Here is a 17,733-nt window from a genome sequence, read left to right as displayed (position 1 = left end):
ACCTGTGGGAGCGGGCTTGCCCGCGAAGGGCCAGCGAATACGACCAATCTAACCGATAGATATCGACTTTTAAAGCCTGAAATAAAATCAAAATAGATATTTCAAGAAATTTAATCGATATAAATCGATTTAAATCAGCTCAGCTCCGCCAACACACGGTCCACGCAATCGACGAAGTAGTCCACGCTCTGCCGCGTGGTGCACATCGGCGGCTTGATCTTGAGGATGTTCAGGTAGTCTCCCGTGGGCTGCATGAAGATCCCCAGGTCGCGCAGGCGATCGCACAGGACCATGGTCTCCTCGGTGGCCGGTTCCAATGTCTGGCGGTCACGCACCAGTTCCAGCCCCAGGTAGAAGCCCGAGCCGTGGGCAGCGCCCGCAAGCGGATGTTTATCGACCAACGCTTGCAAGCGCGCCTTGAAGTGGCGGCCAACATCGCGGGCGTTATCCCACAGCCCTTCGTCGCGCATCACATCCAGCACCGCCATGCCGATGCGGCAGCTCACCGGGCTGCCGCCGGCCGAGGAGAAGAAATAACCCTCGGCCTCGAGCGCTTCGGCAATCTCGCGCCGGGTGATCACCGCACCCAGCGGCTGGCCATTGCCCATGCCCTTGGCCATGGTGATGATGTCCGGCACCACGCCCTGCTCCTCGAACCCCCAGAAGTACTCGCCCAGGCGGCCGTAGCCAACCTGCACTTCATCGGCGATGCACACGCCGCCGCGCGCCCGCACCTTTGCATAGGCCTCGCGCAGGTAGCCCTGGGGCAGCGAGATACCGCCGGCATTGCCGTACACAGGCTCGCAGATCATCCCTGCCAGCTGGCGGCCACGGGCATCCAGGTCGGCGAGCTTGGCGTCGACATCGCGCAGGTAATCACTGGCACTGTCAGCGCCGCGGTAACGGCCGCGGAACGTATTGGGCGCCTCTACCGGATGCACCCAGTCCGGTCGGGTTTCCAGAGCCTGGGGATTGTCGGCGATCGAGGTGGAGATAGCATCGGTGGCCACCGACCAGCCGTGATAGGCCTCCAGCACGCTGAGCAGGTCACGCCCGCCGCTGTAGGCCCAGGCCAGACGGATCGCCAGATCGTTGGCCTCGGTGCCGCTGTTGACCAGGAACACCCGGTCGAAGCCTTCCGGCGCTAATTCGAGCAGACGCTCGGAGAACTCGGCGACGGCCGCGTAGTGGAAGCGCGAGTTGGTATTGACCAGCGACCACTGCCGCGCCGATTCAGCGACCATGCGCGGATGCCCATGCCCGAGCACCGCCACGTTGTTGAGCATGTCCAGGTAGGAACGCCCCTGCATGTCGATCAGGTAGTTGCGCCAGCCGCGCTCGATATGCGGCGGCTGGGCGTAGTAGTGCTTCTGCGAGCGGGCGAAGCTGGCATCGCGCCGCGCCAGCAGCGCCTGGGCATCGACCAGCGGCTCGGCATCGCAGTCGAAGCCGAGCAGTGCCGTCGGCGACGGGCAAAGCGCCAGCCAGGCCTGTGCCTGGGACGGTTTGGCGAAGAACGGCGGCGCGATGTTCGGATCCAGGCACAGCTGTACGCTCAGGAAGCCACAGGTCGAACCGAGCAGCTGGCCCTTGCGCACCGATTCGCCATCCTCCGGCGCCTGCTCCAGGCCGCTCAGCCACAGCCCCCAACCGGCGGTGCTCAGACACCCGCGGCCATCCCCCGTGCTCAGCCAGATACCGGTTTGCGGCGCGTGCAACACCGTACCGCCCGGCAGGTTCAGTTCCACACCCAAGGCACAGGTGGCAGGCTCGTCAGGGCGGTCAAAATGGGTTTGCGACAGACGGTACTGCCCATGCAGCGTGGTGGCGGGAGCCGGCTGGGCAAGCAACAGGTGCTGGTCGAATCCAGCCTGCTGCCAGTTTCCAGCCTCGCAGTGCGGGCTCAGCACACCCAGATCGAGCCGACCCACGGTCTGGCCGGCCAGGCTCGGCAGCAGTGCTGCGCAGTCGCCGAGGTCCAGGGTGTCCGGGGCAAAGCCCGCGGCCTGCAGGATCGCCGCTTCCATCAGGGCGGCAGGTACCGCAGTGGCGGTATCGAAGATTTCCCACTCATGGGCGATGTTGTCGCGGGTGTACTGGTTGTCCGGATCGACGGTGAGTTGCTGCTCGCTGCTGAGCACCAGCACCGCGGAACGGTTGAGCACCAGCGGCCACAAGGCGCGCAATTCGGCTTCGCTCAGCGGATTGACCGCCTGGTAGGCCGCAACCACCGGCAGGATCCGTAGCGGATCGCCTTCGGCATGATGCAGCAAGGCCGCGCAGGTGACAGAGAGGTCGGCGATACGCCAGGTGTGGGACAGATCGCCGAAGTCGATAACGCCTTGCGCCTGCCACTGACGATGCTCGTCGAGCGCCCAGACCACGTTGTCATCGGTGATGTCCAGATGCACCGCCTGCGTCGGAAGCTGTCCGACCAGCGGCTGCAGACGCGCCCGCGCCTGACTGGCCACACCCTCGACGCGCTCGCGTCGGGCCTCGTCCTTGATGACCGGCAGCAGGTGCTCGATCAACTCCTCGGCATGGCGTGGGTCCCACTGCAGCGTGCGCTCCAGCCCCGGGTGCTCGAAACCGGCCAGGGCCTTGCCGAGTTGTGCACACAGCGTCCCCAGCTCGGCCATCAGCCTATCCGGCATGTGCTTCAGACGGGTCAGCGGCTGGCCGTCGATGTATTCGAGCACGCGGCAACGCAGGGCCTGGCCGCCGATCTCCAGGGCCAGCAAGCCCTCGCCACTCAGCGCTGCACGCACCGCCGGCACCGGCAGACCCTGCCCCTGCAGATACGCGAGTGCCGCATGCTGCGCCTCGAGCTCGACCTGGGCATAGCTGCCATGGCACAGCTTGAAGACGAAGCGCCCCTGCTCGCTATCCAGCCGGAAGTTCACGTCCTGCTGGCTACCGAGGGGCACCAGCGCGCCGTGCAGGCCGTAATAGGCCTGCAGGGCATGGCTGGCCTGCACCTCGGAAACCTCGGGACGTGGAAGGCTGGAGCGGTGGATCAGGGTGTGCAACGGCATGGTGCGAACCTCGGCCTCTTTTTTGCTTATATCGCCATTACCACTGCCCGGAAGCAAGGGGGTGAGGCGCAGACTGTCGTTGCCAATCTGCAACGATCATTGCCAAAGCCGCGCCCCAGAAGGCCTGGCCTCGTCCGCTGTCCACCAGGAGCTCGATGTCGATGCCCGCTGCACCACTGTTGTTGTCGCCCCTCCCGCACCGGCTCCTTGACGCCGGGGCATCGTCGCGCAGGCTGCGTGCGTCAGAAGTTCGTCACAAACGCGCGGGGGCATACGCATGAAGAAGGTCGCCATCGTGCAGTCGAACTACATCCCCTGGAAAGGTTATTTCGACCTGATCGCCGCCGTGGACGAGTTCATCCTTTACGACGACATGCAATTCACCCGACGTGACTGGCGCAATCGCAACCAGATCAAGACTCCCCAAGGCGTGCAATGGCTGACCGTGCCGGTTCAGGTCAGAGGGCGCTACCACCAGGCGATCCGCGAAACACGCATCGACGGGCACGACTGGGCCGCCAGTCACTGGCGGTCCCTGGAAGCGAACTACAAGCGTGCGCCGTATTTCGACGAAATCAGACAGTGGCTGCGACCGATCTATCTCGAAGAGCAGTTCGACCATCTCAGCCCGCTGAATCGTAGGCTGCTCGAGGCCGTCTGCCGCTATCTGGGCATCGGCACACGCATCAGCCACTCCTGGGACTATCGCCTGGGTGAAGGCAAGAGCGAACGCCTGGTCGACTTGTGTCTGCAAGCCGGTGCGAGCGAATACCTTTCCGGCCCGGCCGCGCGCGACTACCTGGATGAAAGCCTGTTCGCCGCACAGGGCATCACCGTCAGTTGGTTCGACTACAGCGGCTACCCCCAATACCCGCAGCAGTGGGGTGATTTCACCCATGGCGTGACCATCCTCGACCTGCTGTTCAACTGTGGCCCGGACGCACCGCGCTTCATGAAGCACATACGGTCATCGGCTCCTGAATCCACCGCGCCGACGGGCGCAGCACCCGACATGCGAGTCTCCCCATGAGCAATGCACTAGACAGCTACATCGGCGCCTACAGTGATCGTTTCGGCTTCGCTTTCGACAACGACATCATGCTCAACTGGTATCCCCAGCGGATCATGAAGCTATGCCAGGAACATCACTCGATTCTGGAATTGGGCGTCGGCCACGGTTTCTCGACCAACCGCTTCTCGCGCTTCTTCGCCTCGCATACGGTGATCGACGGCTCACCCTCGGTCATCGCCCAGTTCCGCGAAAACTACCCCGACAGCCCGGTCGAGATCGTCGAAAGCTATTTCGAGCACTTCGACACCGAGCGGACCTTCGACCTGATCGTGATGGGCTTCATCCTCGAACACGTCGACAACCCGCAGCAGGTCCTGGAGCACTTTCGCCGCTTCCTCGCGCCTGGCGGCCGACTGTTCGCCCTGGTGCCCAATGGCGAGTCGCTGCACCGGCGTATCGGCCACGCGGCAGGCAAGCTCGACGACATGATGAAGCTGGGCCAGGGTGACCTGGAACTGGGCCACCAGCGCACCTACTCGGTCAGCCGCCTGACCGATGAGCTGGAGCAGGCCGGCTATCGCATCGTGCGCAAGGAAGGGGTATTCCTCAAGCCGCTGATGACCTCGCAACTGCAGCCGCTGGGGCTGTCCAACGAAATCATCGAAGGGATGTGCACGGTCGGCATCGACTACCCCGAGCTCTGCTGCGCCCTGATGTTCGAGGCCCAGGTCGAGCCGACATGAGAAGCCTGTTGATCGGCAGCACCTCGGTCATCGGCCAGGCCATCGCCGCCCGGCTTGCCACGCTGGGTGAAGTCAGGACCGCTGGGCGTCGCGAAGCCGACTTCCCGTTCGACCTGGAGCGGTCAGACAACCCGCCCTTCGATGGCGGGCATTTCGATACCGTGGTGGTGGTGGCCGCCGCGTTCGGCGGGACCTCCAGCGAAGCGCTGATCCAGGCCGAACAGGTCAACGCGGTCGGTACCCTGCGCGCTTGCGAGCTTGCTGCGCAAAGCGACGTCCGACACCTGATCCTGGTGTCTTCGGTGTTCGCAGGCTTTACCTCCGACGACCCTCACTACAACATCTATTCGCTGTCGAAGCGCCATTCCGAGGAGCTTGCACAACTGTTCTGCAAGCAACGCGAAATCGCCCTGACCATCCTGCGTCCCAGCCAGGTCTACGATGCAGCCGGTGCCTGTCGCAAACACCAGGGACTGCTGTACCTCATCGCCGAAACGGCGCGCGCAGGCAAGACGGTGCAGCTGTATGGCAACAACGACGCGCAGCGCAACTACCTGTTTCTGGACGACCTGGCCGAGATCGTGAAACGCGTGGCGCAGCGCACGGTGATCGGTCGCTTCGACTGCGTGCACCCGCACAGCCCCAGGCTGTCGGAGATCGCCGAAGCGGCCTTTGCCGGCTGCGGCCGCAGCGCCGACATCCACTTCCTGCGCGACAAGCCGGACATCGCCGATATGCCGGCCATGCAGGCCGATGCGCAACTGCACCAGGCCATCGACTATTGGCCAGCCACCGACATTCGTACCGGCCTGCAACTGATGCAGGCTCATCAGGAGGCCCAGCAATGACCACGGCAATGGTCACCGGCGTCGGCGCGATAATGGGCTACGGCCTGCTAAAATCGCTGCGCGCCGCCGACCCGACGATCAGGCTGCTGGGCACCGACATCTACGACGATGCGGTAGGCCAGGCCTGGTGCGACCACTTCGAACAGGCCCCGTTGACCGCCGACCCCAGGTATCAGGACTGGCTGCTGCGGATGATCGAGCAGTACCGGGTCGATCTGCTGATTCCCGGTATCGAACAGGATGTGCACTGGCTCGACGAACACCGTGACGCACTGGCTGCCACCGGCTGCCGGATTGTGCTCAACGATGCCCGGCTGATCAGCCTGTCGCGCGACAAATACGCCATGGACCAGGCCCTGCTGGCACATGAAGACGACGCCCGTATCCCCAGCCATCTGACCGGCGACTTTGCCTCGCTTTCGCAGCAGCTCGGCCTGCCGTTCCTGCTCAAGCCACGGCGCAGCTACGCCTCCAAGGGCCTGGTGTGGGTCCGCGAAGCGCGCGATTTCACACCCTGGGCACCCCTTCTCGGGGAGGTGCTGATGGCCCAGCCGATCATCGGCAGCGCCAGCCAGGAGTACACCGTGGCGGTGTTCGGTGACGGCCAGGGCGGCATCTGCGCCGCGATCACCTTCCAGCGCAGCCTGGCCTCTGACGGCTCCACAGCCAAGGCCAAAGTGCGCCACGACGCCAGCCTGGATGCTGTGGTGACGCGCCTGTGCCAGCACTTCAAACCGGTCGGGCCCACCAACCTGCAGTTCCGCCGGGCAGACGACGGCACCTGGAAGCTGCTGGAGATCAATCCACGGATCTCTTCCACCAGTTCCATCCGCACCGCTTTCGGCTACAACGAGGCCGCCATGTGCCTGGCCTGGTATCTCAAGGGCGAAAGGCCCCGGCAACCAGCGCTGCGCGCAGGTTTTGCTGTGCGCTACATCGAGGACTACGTGGTTCATGATCGGGATCATTTCTGACATCCACGGCAATTTCGCCGCACTGTCCACCGTGCTCGCCGAGCTCGATCGGATGGGTGTGGACGAGATCATCTGCCTGGGCGACACCGCCGGTTACTACAGCCAGGTCAACGAGTGCTGCGATATCTTGCGCGCTCGCGGGATCTTCTCGCTGATGGGCAACCACGATGCCTATATCGCGCTCAACCAGCCCTGCCCACGCTCCAACAGCGCCAATGCCTGCCTGGACTACCAGCGCGAGGTGCTCAGCGCCGACAACCGCCGCTGGCTCGAAAGCCTGCCGGAGCGTGCCAGCCTGCACGGCCTGGAGTTGATCCACGGCGGCTGGAACGACCCACTCGATGAATATCTCGAGCCCAGCGAAGCCTATTTCGCTGAACACCCGGGGCGCTTCTTCGCCTCCGGCCACAGCCATGTGCAGTTCCTCTGGCAGGGCCGCGACAAGACCTGGTGCAACCCCGGCTCGGTCGGCCAGCCCCGCGACGGCGACCCTCGAGCGGCCTTCGCCACATGGGACGGCCAACGCTTCGCGCTCTACCGCATCGCCTATGACATCGAGGCCGCGCAACGTGCCATGGCACACGCAGGCTTCACCGACTATTTCTACGAGAACCTTGCCAAGGGCACGCAGATCGGCGGGCGCGTCAGCGCGATCCGCAGCGACCTTCCGCCCGCGAACTCTGCAGGAAACCGCCCATGAGCCTGGAAAAGATCCCCTTCAACCGCCCCTACATGACCGGCAAGGAGTTCCACCACATTGCCGAGGCCAACCTGGGCCAGATGCTTGCCGGTGACGGACCGTTCACAAAGCGCTGCCATGCCTGGCTCGAGGAGCGTACCGGCAGCGGCAAGGCGCTGCTGACCCATTCCTGCACCGCAGCGCTGGAGATGTGCGCGCTGCTGCTCGACATCCAGCCCGGCGATGAAGTGATCATGCCGTCCTACACCTTCGTATCCACCGCCAATGCTTTCGTCCTGCGCGGCGCGGTGCCGGTGTTCGTCGATATCCGCGAAGACACGCTCAACCTCGACGAACGCCTGATCGAAGCTGCCATCACCCCACGCACCAAGGCCATCGCCGTGGTCCACTACGCTGGCGTCGCCTGCGAGATGGACAGCATCCTGGCCATCGCCCACAGGCACGGCCTGAAGGTGGTGGAGGATGCCGCGCAAGGCGTCATGTCCAGCTACAAGGGGCGTGCGCTGGGCAGCATTGGTGATCTGGGAGCGTTCAGCTTCCATGAAACCAAGAACGTCATCAGCGGCGAAGGCGGAGCCCTGCTGGCCAACGATCCGGAGCTGGTGATGCGCGCGGAAATCATCCGCGAGAAGGGTACCGACCGCAGTCGCTTCTTCCGCGGCCAGGTCGACAAGTACACCTGGCAGGAGGTCGGATCGTCGTTCCTGCCCGGCGAGCTGACCGCCGCATTCCTCTGGGCACAGTTGCAGGAAGCTGAAGCGATCACCAACAGCCGCCTGGCTACCTGGGCGCGCTATCACCACGCCCTTGCCGGCCTCGAGGCGGACGGGCTGCTGCGCAGGCCGATCATCCCGCAGGACTGCCAGCACAACGCCCATATGTACTATGTGCTGCTCGCCCCGGGCATTGACCGTCAGGCCGTGTTGCAGAGGATGCGAGACGAAGAGGTGTATGCCGTGTTCCACTATGTGCCACTGCATTCCTCGCCCGCCGGCGAGCGCTACGGACGTGCACATGGCTCGATGCAGCTCACCGACGAACTGTCAGACCGCCTGGTACGCCTGCCGCTGTGGTGCGGCCTGGGCGATGAACGCCAGGACCGGGTGATTTCAGCCTTGAGTACTTCGCTCGCGCGCCGTTGAACCAACGGCTGTTGCGCGCCTGCAGCACAATGCCACCTACCACCAGCAGGATAGTCACACTCCATGCGTATTCTCATTACCGGCGGTGCCGGCTTCATCGGTTCGGCGCTGATCCGCTACTTGATCGGCCATACCGACAACGAAGTGCTGAACCTCGACAAGTTGACCTACGCCGGCAACCTCGAGTCGCTGCGCGGCATCGCCGATAACAGCCGCTATGAGTTCGTCCAGGCCGATATCGTGGATCAGGAGACCGTCAGCGCTGTCCTCGAACGTTTCCAGCCTGATGCGATCATGCACCTGGCCGCCGAGTCGCACGTCGATCGCTCCATCGACGGGCCGGCAGCATTCATCCAGACCAACATCACCGGCACCTATACCTTGCTGGAGGCCACTCGCGCCTGGTGGAGTCGCCAGCCGGAAGAGGCACGCGCCGCGTTCCGCTTTCACCACATCTCCACCGACGAGGTGTACGGCGATCTGCACGGTGCCGACGACCTGTTCCGCGAAACCACGCCCTATGCCCCAAGCTCGCCCTACTCGGCCAGCAAGGCAGCATCCGACCATCTGGTCCGCGCCTGGCATCGTACCTACGGCCTGCCGGTGCTGATCACCAACTGCTCGAACAATTACGGCCCGTATCACTTCCCCGAGAAACTCATCCCGTTGATGATCCTCAACGCCCTCGCCGGCAAGCCACTACCGGTGTACGGCAACGGCCAGCAAGTGCGTGACTGGCTGTTCGTCGAGGACCATGCCCGCGCGCTGCTCAGGGTGGTGACCGCAGGCAAGGTCGGAGAGACCTACAACATCGGCGGGCACAACGAACAGAAGAACCTCGATGTGGTACACGCGCTCTGCAATCTGCTCGAAGAACTCGCGCCCCAGCGGCCCGCCAACATCGTCCACTTCAGTGATCTCATCACCTTCGTCCAGGACCGCCCCGGCCACGACCTGCGCTACGCCATCGACGCGGGCAAGATCGAGCGCGAGCTGGGCTGGGTGCCGGAGGAGACCTTCGAGTCCGGTCTGCGCAAGACCGTGCAGTGGTACCTCGACAACCTGGAGTGGTGCCGCCACGTCCAGGATGGCAGCTATCAGGGTGAGCGCCTGGGCAATTCCGACTTCAAGGACCTGATCGCATGACCAAGGGCATCGTCCTCGCCGGAGGCTCCGGTACACGCCTGCACCCCATCACCCTCGGTGTGTCGAAACAGCTGCTGCCGATCTACGACAAACCGATGATCTACTATCCGATCTCGGTGTTGATGCTCGCCGGCATCCGCGACATCCTGCTCATCTCTACCCCCCAGGACTTGCCGCAGTACCGCCAGCTGTTCGGCGACGGCAGCCAGTTCGGCATCAACCTCAGCTACGCCGAGCAGCCCTCGCCTGATGGCCTGGCCCAGGCCTTCCTGATTGGCGAAGACTTCATCGGCGACGATTCGGTGTGCCTGATCCTCGGCGACAACATCTTCCATGGCCAAGGTTTCAGCGAACAGTTGCTGCGTGCGGTCAACCGCCCCTCCGGTGCGACGGTGTTCGGCTACCTGGTCAAGGATCCGGAGCGCTTCGGCGTGGTCGAGTTCGACGCGCAAGGCAATGCCCTGTCCATCGAGGAAAAGCCGGTCGCGCCGCGCTCCAGCTACGCGGTGACTGGCCTGTATTTCTACGATAACGATGTGGTAGAGATCGCCAAGGGTGTGCGCCCCTCGCCTCGGGGTGAGCTGGAAATCACCGACATCACCAACGCCTACCTGAAGCGCGGCGACTTGAGGGTCGAACGCTTCGGTCGCGGGTTCGCCTGGCTCGATACCGGCACCCACGACAGCCTCCTGGAGGCTTCCCAGTATGTGCAGACCATCGAGCACCGCCAGGGTTTGAAAGTGGCATGCCTGGAAGAAATCGCCTATCAGAAGGGCTGGATCTGCCGGGAAAGGCTGCTGGCCAAGGCCAACGAACTTAAAAAAACCGGCTACGGCCAATACCTGAGCAAACTGGCTGAAGAAATGCCATGAACGTCATCAATACCGCAATCCCCGAAGTCCTCATCATCGAACCCAAGGTATTCGGTGACAGTCGTGGTTTCTTTTTCGAAAGCTTCAATGCCCGCACCTTCGCCGAACGCACCGGCGTCGATGCAGAGTTCGTTCAGGACAATCATTCGCGCTCCGGGCAGGGCGTACTGCGGGGTCTGCATTACCAGGTGCAGAACCCGCAGGGCAAGCTGGTCCGCGTGACCCTGGGCGAGGTGCTGGACGTGGCCGTGGACATCCGCCGCGGCTCACCGACCTTCGGGCGCTGGGTCAGCGCACGACTGTCCGCCGAGAACCACCGCCAGATGTGGATCCCTGCGGGCTTCGCCCACGGTTTCGTGGTGCTCAGCGAGTCGGCCGATTTCCTTTACAAGACCACCGACTATTACAACCCCGCTGCCGAACGCTGCATTCGCTGGGACGATCCGCAGTTGGCCATCGACTGGCAACTGACGTCGGAACCGCTGCTGTCAGCCAAGGACCAGGCCGGGGTGCTGCTTCAGGACGCGGAGCTGTTCCCATGAAGATCCTCGTCTGCGGCCGCAACGGCCAGGTCGCCCAGGCCCTTCAGCAGGCACTGGCCGGGCTTGGCGAGCTGCACCTGCTAGGCCGCGACCAGCTCGACCTGGCTCACCCCGAAGCCGTGCGTGAGCCTCTGCGCCAGCTCGTCCCGGACCTGATCATCAACGCCGCGGCGCACACTGCGGTGGACCAGGCCGAAAGCGAAGCGTCGCTGGCTCACGCCATCAATGCCGAAGGTCCGCGGGTGTTGGCCGAGGAAGCCGCACGCCTGGGTGCGCCGCTGATCCACTACTCCACCGACTACGTGTTCGACGGCAACAAGACAACGCCCTATGTCGAGGATGACCCGGTGCATCCGCTGGGCGTCTACGGCCAGAGCAAACTCGCAGGCGAGCAGGCGATTGCCGCGGTCGGCGCCGAGCACCTGATTCTGCGTACCAGCTGGGTGTACTCGCTGCATGGGCGCAACTTCCTGCTGACCATGCAGCGCCTGTTGCAGGAGCGCCCGCAATTGAAGGTGGTCGACGACCAGATCGGCGCACCGACCTGGGCCGGGACGATCGCCGCCAGTACCCGCGCCATGATCGAGCGCTGGCAGGCCGGCCAGGCGGGTGCGTGGGGCACTTATCACCTGACGGCCCAGGGCGAAACCTCCTGGTTCGGCTTCGCCCAGGCCATCGCCGAGCAGTTAAAGGCCCGCGACCTGCCCTGCGCCGAACTGCTGCCGATCCCCAGCAGCGAATATCCGACCCCGGCCCGCCGCCCGCTCAACTCTCGCCTGGACTGCTCACGCCTGGCACGTGAATGGCAGGTCAGCCAGCCGCATTGGCAGCAAGCGCTGATCGACTGCCTGAAGTAGCGCATAATTGCGCCAGTTCATTCTGGCGCACTTGGCGATGACCTCGACTTCAATCACTTCGCAACGACCCCGCTGGCGCAGCCTGGCCCTGCTGGCCCTGTGCCTGGCTCCGCTGCTGTGGCCGCTGCATCATCTTGCCGAGCGCTACTACCAGGACCAACTGGCCTCGCAGAACCGCCAGACCCTCGACCTCTATGTCGCCAACCTGCTCGGCACCCTGCACCGCTACGAGACCCTGCCACAGATCCTCGGTGACCTGCCGGCCCTGCGTGGCGTGCTGGCCGACCCGTTCAGGCTGGAGGCGGTGACCAACGCCAATCGCCTGTTGCGCGAGATCACGCAGCAGACCGGCGCCGAAGTGATGTACCTGATGGACGTCAGCGGCAACACCCTGGCGGCCTCCAACTGGGACAAGCGCGACAGCTTCGTCGGCCGCAACTTCGCCTTCCGCCCGTACTTCATCGAAGCGATGGAAGGGCGCCTGGGCCGCTTCTTCGGCCAGGGCACCACCTCGGCCAAGCGCGGCTACTTCTTCGCAGCAGCGGTGCGTGACGGTGAACGTGTGATCGGCGTGCTGGTGGTCAAGGTCGACCTCGACCACACCGAAACCCTCTGGGGACGCACCCCGGAACAATTGCTGCTGACCGACCAGTACGGCGTGGTGGTGCTCACCTCGCGCCCGGAGTGGCGTTTCCGCGCCACCCGTGTACTGAGCGAAGCAGAACGCAAGGCGATGATCGCAATCCAGCCTTACCCAACCCAGGCCCCGCAACCACTGCGCCTGGAGCCCGAGGCCTGGCTGACCCAGACCCGCGATATCAAGGAGACCGGCTGGCAGGTGAGCATCCTTGCGCCGCGTATCCTGGTCGATCGCTCGGTGCAGACCGTCATGGCCATCGGCGCCGGCGCGTTGCTGGTAACCATGCTCCTGGCCGGGCTGGTGATGCAGCGCCGCCGCCACTACATGGACCGCATCGAACTGGAGGCCCGTGGCCGCCAGGAACTGGAAAACCGCGTGGTGGCGCGCACCGCCGACCTCGAATGGCTGAACAACCGCCTGAAGAACGAAGTGCTGGAGCGCGAGCAGGCACAGCAGGAACTGGTACGCGCCCAGGACGAGCTGGTCCAGGCCGGCAAGCTGTCGGTGCTTGGCACCATGTCGGCGAGCATCAGCCACGAACTCAACCAACCGCTGGCGGCGATCCGCAGCTACGCCGAGAACGCCGAGATCCTGCTCGATCACCAGCGCACCGAGGATGCCCGTGGCAACCTCAAGCTGATCGGCGAACTGACCGGACGCATGGCCTCGATCATCGCCCACCTGCGCGCCTTTGCCCGCCGCGACCGGCATGCCCCGGAAAGCGTGGCCCTGCAACCGGCGCTGGACGATGCCCTGGCATTGCTGGCCAAGCGCCGTCGGGCGATGGCGGTAGAACTGATCCGCGATCTGCCGGACGCCACCCTGTGGGTCCAGGCCGGTGAAACCCGCCTGCGCCAAGTGCTCGGCAACCTGCTGGCCAACGCCCTTGACGCACTCACCGAAAAAGCCAACCCACGCCGCCTCTGGCTGAGTGCTGAGACGCGCGACGACTGCGTCTACCTGTACATTCGCGACAACGGCCCGGGCTTTACCCGGCAAGCGCTGGAGCATGCCAAGGAACCCTTCTTCACCACCAAGACCCGTACCCAGGGTCTTGGCCTGGGCCTGGCGATCTGCGAAAGCCTGATGCGTGCGCTCGGTGGCGAGTTGCTGATGGGCAACCACCCGGAAGGGGGCGCCCTGCTCACCCTGCAACTGCGCATCGCAGCCCCCGGCGCCAACCTGAAACCTTCGGAGGATTCCTCGGCATGACCGAGACACTGATCGACAGTCAAACCCAGGTCATCCTGGTCGATGACGATCCGCACCTGCGCCAGGCCCTGAGCCAGACCCTGGACCTGGCAGGCCTCAAGGTTGCCGCCCTGGCCGACGCCCAGGGCCTGGCCGAGCGCATCGAGCCCGACTGGCCTGGCGTGGTGGTCAGCGATATCCGCATGCCCGGTATCGACGGCCTGCAACTGCTGGAGCAACTGCACACACGGGACAGCGAGCTGCCTGTGTTGCTGATCACTGGCCACGGCGATGTGCCGCTGGCAGTCCAGGCGATGCGTGCCGGGGCCTATGACTTCCTGGAAAAGCCCTTCGCCAGCGATGCCCTGCTCGACAGCGTGCGCCGGGCCCTGGCACTGCGTCGCCTGGTGCTGGACAACCGCAGCCTGCGCCTGGCCCTGAGCGATCGCCAGCAGTTGTCGACACGGCTGGTCGGCCATTCACCCTTGATGCAGCGCCTGCGCGAACAGATCGGCGCCTTGGCAGGCACCCGTGCCGACGTGCTGATCCTCGGCGAGACCGGCGCTGGCAAGGAGGTGGTCGCGCGTGCCCTGCACGACCTGTCGAGCCGTCGCGACGGCCCGTTCGTGGCCATCAACGCCGGCGCCCTGGCCGAGTCAGTGGTCGAGAGCGAGCTGTTCGGCCATGAGCCCGGCGCCTTCACCGGCGCGCAGAAGCGCCGTATCGGCAAGTTCGAGTTCGCCAACGGTGGCACGCTGTTCCTCGACGAAATCGAGAGCATGAGCCTGGACGTGCAGGTCAAGCTGCTGCGTCTGCTGCAGGAGCGCGTGGTCGAGCGCCTGGGCGGCAACCAACTGATACCGCTGGACATCCGCGTGATCGCCGCGACCAAGGAAGACCTGCGTCAGTCGGCCGATCAAGGGCGTTTCCGCGCCGACCTCTACTACCGCCTGAACGTCGCACCGCTGCGCATCCCGGCGCTGCGCGAACGCGGTGACGACATCCTGGTGCTGTTCCAGCACTTCGCCGATGCCGCCAGCCAACGTCACGGCCTGGCACCGCATACCCTGCAACCGGCGCAGCGGGCCATGCTGTTGCGTCACGAATGGCCAGGCAACGTACGCGAACTGCAAAACGCGGCAGAGCGCTTCGCCCTTGGCCTGGAGCTGGCCCTGGACGGCCAGGCGCCCTCTGCCACCGACAGCGCCGAACCGGCACGTGTCGGCAACCTCAGCGAGCAGGTCGAGCAGTTCGAGCGTTCGCTGATCGCCGCCGAGCTGAACCAGCCGCACAGTTCCATGCGTAGCCTGGCCGAAGCCCTTGGCATCCCGCGTAAAACATTGCACGACAAGCTGCGCAAGCACGGCCTGAGCTTCGCCGACGGCAGCAGCCATGACGATCACGAGGAGCCGCGGCCATGACCACCGACAGCCAGTACCTGCAGGCAGTCCTGCACAGCGATATACCGCTGACACGGGAAATGGGCATGCAAGTCATCGACTGGCGCGAGCAGTGCCTGCGTCTGCAATTGCCGCTGGCGCCCAACGTCAACCACAAGAGCACCATGTTCGGCGGCAGCCTCTACTGCGCCGCCGTACTGGTCGGCTGGGGCTGGCTGCACCTGCGTCTGCGCGAGCTGGGGATCGATGACGGGCATATCGTCATTCAGGAGGGGCAGATCAGCTACCCGTTGCCCGTGACCGGTGTAGCGGTAGCACGCTGCCCGGCACCGGACGAAAAGGCCTGGGAGCGCTTCCTGACGATGTACCAGCGCCGCGGCCGGGCGCGCCTGACCCTGGAGACGGTGGTGAGCAATGCGGGGAGTGAAGAGGCGGCGGTGAGATTCAGCGGCCAGTATGTGCTGCACCGCTGATCAGGCGAGGAGCGAGGCGGCTTCGGTAATTACTGCCCGATAGCCGCTGCAATGACTTTTTGCCGCCAGGGCGCCTTGGCCGGCAGCGCCAGGAAGAACGGATTGAGCAGCGACTCCCGCGCCGGGTAGCGGAACGCCTGGCCATCCAGCCCGATCACCTCGCCCCCCGCCCCTTCGACTACCCCCTGCGCCGCCGCGGTATCCCACTGCGAGGTCGGCGCCAGGCGCGGGTAGAAATCGGCAGCGCCCTCGGCCAGCAGGCAGAACTTCAGCGAGCTGCCGATATTGGCCAGTTCCAACGCGCCAACCTCGGCACCGAGCCCAGCCAGCAAGGCTTCCTGCTCGGGGCTGGTATGGCGGCGGCTGGCAACCACGGTGAAACGGCCATCGGCAGGTGGCGCGTTGCGCACGTGAATCGGCTGAGGCTCTGCCTGTAGCTCTGCACGCCATGCCCCCAGATCACGACCACCGAAGTAACAGCGGCCACTGGTCGGCATCGACACCACGCCAAACACCACCTCGCCGCGCTCTATCAGGGCAATGTTGACGGTGAATTCCTCGCTGCCGGCGATGAACTCCTTGGTGCCATCCAGCGGATCGACCAGCCACCAACGCGACCAACCCTCGCGGGTGGCCAGCGGGATGTTGCAGTCTTCCTCGGACAACACCGGAATCTGCGGTGCCAGCACCTGCAGGCCGTCGGCGATGATCCGGTGGGCGGCCAGGTCGGCAGCCGTCACCGGCGACTCATCGGCCTTGTTGGTGACTGCGACGCCAGAGCGCCAGAACGGCAGGATCGCCTCGCCCGCCAGTTGCGCCAGTTTCACCACTTCGTGCATCAGTTGCAGGTCGTTCATGCGCTCAGCAGCCCCCGCTGGATCAGCAGGTCACGGGCCAGGTACAACGCTGCCAGCGCTCGCCCTTCGCTGAATTGCGGGTGCATGGCCAGGGCCGAGAGTTCGCGCAGGTTGACCTTGTCGACGCGCATCGGCTCGGGCTCATCGCCTTCCAGGCGCTCTTCGTAAAGGTCAGTGGCCAGCACCACCTGGATCTTCTGGCTCATGTAGCCGGGTGACAGCGACAGCTCGGTGAGGTGCTCCAGTTGCCGTGCACCGAAACCGGCTTCTTCCTTGAGCTCACGATCGGCGGCGGCCAGCACGTCCTCGCCCGGCTCGATCAGGCCCTTGGGCAGCGACAGCTCGTATTCGTCTGTGCCGCCGCAGTACTCCTCGACCAGCACCGCATGCTCGGCGTCGAGCATGGCCACGATCATCACCGCCCCATAACCGTTGCCTCGACCGACCAGACGCTCGTAGGTGCGCTCGTTGCCATTGGAGAAGCGCAACTGCACCGCTTCGACCCGGAACAGGCGGCTGCTGGCGACGATCTCGCGACTGAGGACAGTGGGTTTCTGGCGCATGGGTGCGGCTCCTTGGCGTGAACGGGTTACTATACCGTGGCTTGCCGACCGATCGAGAATTTCCAATGCCTGTTCTGCCCTGGTCCACCATCGATACCGTCCTGCTGGACATGGACGGCACCCTGCTCGACCTGCACTACGACAACCGCTTCTGGCTCGAACACCTGCCCCAGCGCTACGCCGAGCTGCATGGCGTAAGCCGCGCGATGGCCGAGCTGGAGCTGCGACCGCTGTTCGAGCGCCATGCTGGCACCCTGAACTGGTATTGCCTGGACTTCTGGAGCCGCGAACTGCGCCTGCCGATCCGCGAACTCAAGCGCGAGATCGCCGACCTGATTGCCCTGCGTCCGGACGCCGACACCTTTCTTGCCGCCATCGGCAAGGCTGGCAAGCGCGTGGTGATGATCACCAACGCCCACCGCGACTCACTGTCGCTGAAGCTCGAGAAGGTGCAGCTTGCGCCGTATTTCGAACGGCTGATCAGCTCGCACGACTACGGCTACCCGAAAGAGAGCCCGCAGTTCTGGGATGCCCTGCGCGCCGATATCGGCTTCGAGCCCGCGCGCAGCCTGTTCATCGACGACACCCTGGCGATCCTGCGCAGTGCGCAGCGGTTCGGGGTGAGGCATCTGCTGGCAGTGCGCCAGCCCGATAGCCGGGCGGATGTGCGCGATACGCAGGAATTTGCGGCGGTCGAGGATTACCGGGAGTTGTTGCTGGGGCTTTGAGGGCCTCATC

General features: G+C 64.6%; 17 protein-coding genes. 14 read left to right on the top strand and 3 right to left on the bottom strand.

What is annotated here, in order from left to right; genetic code table 11:
* Nucleotides 1-134: 134 nt before the first annotated feature.
* A complete protein-coding gene (locus ACMGGG_RS25410) occupies nt 135-3,035 on the bottom strand; it encodes an aminotransferase (protein ID WP_372821695.1) in 2,901 nt (966 codons plus the stop codon).
* A 277-nt stretch (nt 3,036-3,312) separates the two neighbouring features.
* Between ACMGGG_RS25410 and ACMGGG_RS25405 the strand changes: the two genes are divergently transcribed.
* The 13 genes from ACMGGG_RS25405 to ACMGGG_RS25345 all read left to right on the top strand — a co-directional run bounded on the left by ACMGGG_RS25405 (nt 3,313) and on the right by ACMGGG_RS25345 (nt 15,575).
* Entirely contained in the window at nt 3,313-4,065 is a 753-nt protein-coding gene (locus ACMGGG_RS25405) for a WbqC family protein (RefSeq protein ID WP_054891699.1), read from the top strand.
* Nucleotides 4,062-4,790 carry a class I SAM-dependent methyltransferase gene (locus tag ACMGGG_RS25400; protein WP_054891698.1) on the top strand — a complete coding sequence of 243 codons (729 nt, stop codon included), beginning with the start codon at nt 4,062-4,064 and terminating at the stop codon, nt 4,788-4,790. Before ACMGGG_RS25405 ends, ACMGGG_RS25400 begins: the two co-directional genes overlap by 4 nt.
* Nucleotides 4,787-5,638 (top strand): NAD-dependent epimerase/dehydratase family protein, encoded by an 852-nt coding sequence (locus tag ACMGGG_RS25395; RefSeq protein ID WP_414154634.1) that lies wholly within the window; start codon nt 4,787-4,789, stop codon nt 5,636-5,638. The genes ACMGGG_RS25400 and ACMGGG_RS25395 overlap by 4 nt, the downstream gene beginning before the upstream one ends.
* A complete protein-coding gene (locus ACMGGG_RS25390; RefSeq protein ID WP_112897132.1) occupies nt 5,635-6,612 on the top strand; it encodes an ATP-grasp domain-containing protein in 978 nt (325 codons plus the stop codon). Before ACMGGG_RS25395 ends, ACMGGG_RS25390 begins: the two co-directional genes overlap by 4 nt.
* The gene (locus ACMGGG_RS25385) at nt 6,593-7,312 is read left to right on the top strand and encodes a metallophosphoesterase family protein (protein WP_414154633.1); all 720 of its coding nucleotides are present in this window, start codon (nt 6,593-6,595) and stop codon (nt 7,310-7,312) included. Before ACMGGG_RS25390 ends, ACMGGG_RS25385 begins: the two co-directional genes overlap by 20 nt.
* Nucleotides 7,309-8,454, top strand: a complete 1,146-nt coding sequence (gene rffA, locus ACMGGG_RS25380; protein ID WP_414154632.1) for a dTDP-4-amino-4,6-dideoxygalactose transaminase — start codon at nt 7,309-7,311, stop codon at nt 8,452-8,454. Before ACMGGG_RS25385 ends, rffA begins: the two co-directional genes overlap by 4 nt.
* 63 nt (nt 8,455-8,517) lie before the next feature.
* Nucleotides 8,518-9,600, top strand: coding sequence for a dTDP-glucose 4,6-dehydratase (gene rfbB / locus ACMGGG_RS25375; protein ID WP_125930979.1), 1,083 nt, complete (start codon nt 8,518-8,520; stop codon nt 9,598-9,600).
* Entirely contained in the window at nt 9,597-10,472 is an 876-nt protein-coding gene (gene rfbA / locus ACMGGG_RS25370) for a glucose-1-phosphate thymidylyltransferase RfbA (RefSeq protein ID WP_414154631.1), read from the top strand. The genes rfbB and rfbA overlap by 4 nt, the downstream gene beginning before the upstream one ends.
* Nucleotides 10,469-11,014 carry a dTDP-4-dehydrorhamnose 3,5-epimerase gene (gene rfbC / locus ACMGGG_RS25365; protein WP_197889763.1) on the top strand — a complete coding sequence of 182 codons (546 nt, stop codon included), beginning with the start codon at nt 10,469-10,471 and terminating at the stop codon, nt 11,012-11,014. Before rfbA ends, rfbC begins: the two co-directional genes overlap by 4 nt.
* Nucleotides 11,011-11,871 carry a dTDP-4-dehydrorhamnose reductase gene (gene rfbD / locus ACMGGG_RS25360; RefSeq protein ID WP_414154630.1) on the top strand — a complete coding sequence of 287 codons (861 nt, stop codon included), beginning with the start codon at nt 11,011-11,013 and terminating at the stop codon, nt 11,869-11,871. The genes rfbC and rfbD overlap by 4 nt, the downstream gene beginning before the upstream one ends.
* 37 nt (nt 11,872-11,908) lie before the next feature.
* Nucleotides 11,909-13,723 (top strand): sensor histidine kinase, encoded by a 1,815-nt coding sequence (locus ACMGGG_RS25355; RefSeq protein ID WP_054891730.1) that lies wholly within the window; start codon nt 11,909-11,911, stop codon nt 13,721-13,723.
* Entirely contained in the window at nt 13,720-15,123 is a 1,404-nt protein-coding gene (locus ACMGGG_RS25350; protein ID WP_414154629.1) for a sigma-54-dependent transcriptional regulator, read from the top strand. The genes ACMGGG_RS25355 and ACMGGG_RS25350 overlap by 4 nt, the downstream gene beginning before the upstream one ends.
* Nucleotides 15,120-15,575, top strand: coding sequence for a YiiD C-terminal domain-containing protein (locus ACMGGG_RS25345; protein ID WP_112897131.1), 456 nt, complete (start codon nt 15,120-15,122; stop codon nt 15,573-15,575). Before ACMGGG_RS25350 ends, ACMGGG_RS25345 begins: the two co-directional genes overlap by 4 nt.
* 29 nt (nt 15,576-15,604) lie before the next feature.
* Here ACMGGG_RS25345 and cysQ read toward each other — a convergent pair whose 3' ends face one another.
* On the bottom strand, nt 15,605-16,432 hold the full coding sequence (cysQ, locus tag ACMGGG_RS25340) for a 3'(2'),5'-bisphosphate nucleotidase CysQ (RefSeq protein ID WP_414154628.1): 828 nt from the start codon (nt 16,430-16,432) through the stop codon (nt 15,605-15,607).
* Entirely contained in the window at nt 16,429-16,995 is a 567-nt protein-coding gene (nudE, locus tag ACMGGG_RS25335; protein WP_153772464.1) for an ADP compounds hydrolase NudE, read from the bottom strand. Before nudE ends, cysQ begins: the two co-directional genes overlap by 4 nt.
* Nucleotides 16,996-17,060: 65 nt before the next feature.
* On the opposite strand from nudE, the gene yrfG reads away from it, so the two are divergent.
* The gene (gene yrfG, locus ACMGGG_RS25330; protein WP_065864469.1) at nt 17,061-17,723 is read left to right on the top strand and encodes a GMP/IMP nucleotidase; all 663 of its coding nucleotides are present in this window, start codon (nt 17,061-17,063) and stop codon (nt 17,721-17,723) included.
* Nucleotides 17,724-17,733: the final 10 nt, after the last annotated feature.

The organism is Pseudomonas sp. BNK-44-b, from assembly GCF_047456245.1.
In the GTDB taxonomy this organism is placed as follows: Bacteria; Pseudomonadota; Gammaproteobacteria; order Pseudomonadales; family Pseudomonadaceae; genus Aquipseudomonas; species Aquipseudomonas machongensis.
The sequence above is the reverse complement of the archived record's forward strand: the minus strand, read 5'-3'. Positions and strand labels throughout refer to the sequence as shown.

Coding starts and splice junctions, on each gene's coding strand:
- ACMGGG_RS25410 (WP_372821695.1), bottom strand. CDS start 3,035: ATGCCGTTGCACACCCTGATCCACCGCTCCAGCCTTCCACGTCCCGAG.
- ACMGGG_RS25405 (WP_054891699.1), top strand. CDS start 3,313: ATGAAGAAGGTCGCCATCGTGCAGTCGAACTACATCCCCTGGAAAGGT.
- ACMGGG_RS25400 (WP_054891698.1), top strand. CDS start 4,062: ATGAGCAATGCACTAGACAGCTACATCGGCGCCTACAGTGATCGTTTC.
- ACMGGG_RS25395 (WP_414154634.1), top strand. CDS start 4,787: ATGAGAAGCCTGTTGATCGGCAGCACCTCGGTCATCGGCCAGGCCATC.
- ACMGGG_RS25390 (WP_112897132.1), top strand. CDS start 5,635: ATGACCACGGCAATGGTCACCGGCGTCGGCGCGATAATGGGCTACGGC.
- ACMGGG_RS25385 (WP_414154633.1), top strand. CDS start 6,593: ATGATCGGGATCATTTCTGACATCCACGGCAATTTCGCCGCACTGTCC.
- rffA (WP_414154632.1), top strand. CDS start 7,309: ATGAGCCTGGAAAAGATCCCCTTCAACCGCCCCTACATGACCGGCAAG.
- rfbB (WP_125930979.1), top strand. CDS start 8,518: ATGCGTATTCTCATTACCGGCGGTGCCGGCTTCATCGGTTCGGCGCTG.
- rfbA (WP_414154631.1), top strand. CDS start 9,597: ATGACCAAGGGCATCGTCCTCGCCGGAGGCTCCGGTACACGCCTGCAC.
- rfbC (WP_197889763.1), top strand. CDS start 10,469: ATGAACGTCATCAATACCGCAATCCCCGAAGTCCTCATCATCGAACCC.
- rfbD (WP_414154630.1), top strand. CDS start 11,011: ATGAAGATCCTCGTCTGCGGCCGCAACGGCCAGGTCGCCCAGGCCCTT.
- ACMGGG_RS25355 (WP_054891730.1), top strand. CDS start 11,909: ATGACCTCGACTTCAATCACTTCGCAACGACCCCGCTGGCGCAGCCTG.
- ACMGGG_RS25350 (WP_414154629.1), top strand. CDS start 13,720: ATGACCGAGACACTGATCGACAGTCAAACCCAGGTCATCCTGGTCGAT.
- ACMGGG_RS25345 (WP_112897131.1), top strand. CDS start 15,120: ATGACCACCGACAGCCAGTACCTGCAGGCAGTCCTGCACAGCGATATA.
- cysQ (WP_414154628.1), bottom strand. CDS start 16,432: ATGAACGACCTGCAACTGATGCACGAAGTGGTGAAACTGGCGCAACTG.
- nudE (WP_153772464.1), bottom strand. CDS start 16,995: ATGCGCCAGAAACCCACTGTCCTCAGTCGCGAGATCGTCGCCAGCAGC.
- yrfG (WP_065864469.1), top strand. CDS start 17,061: ATGCCTGTTCTGCCCTGGTCCACCATCGATACCGTCCTGCTGGACATG.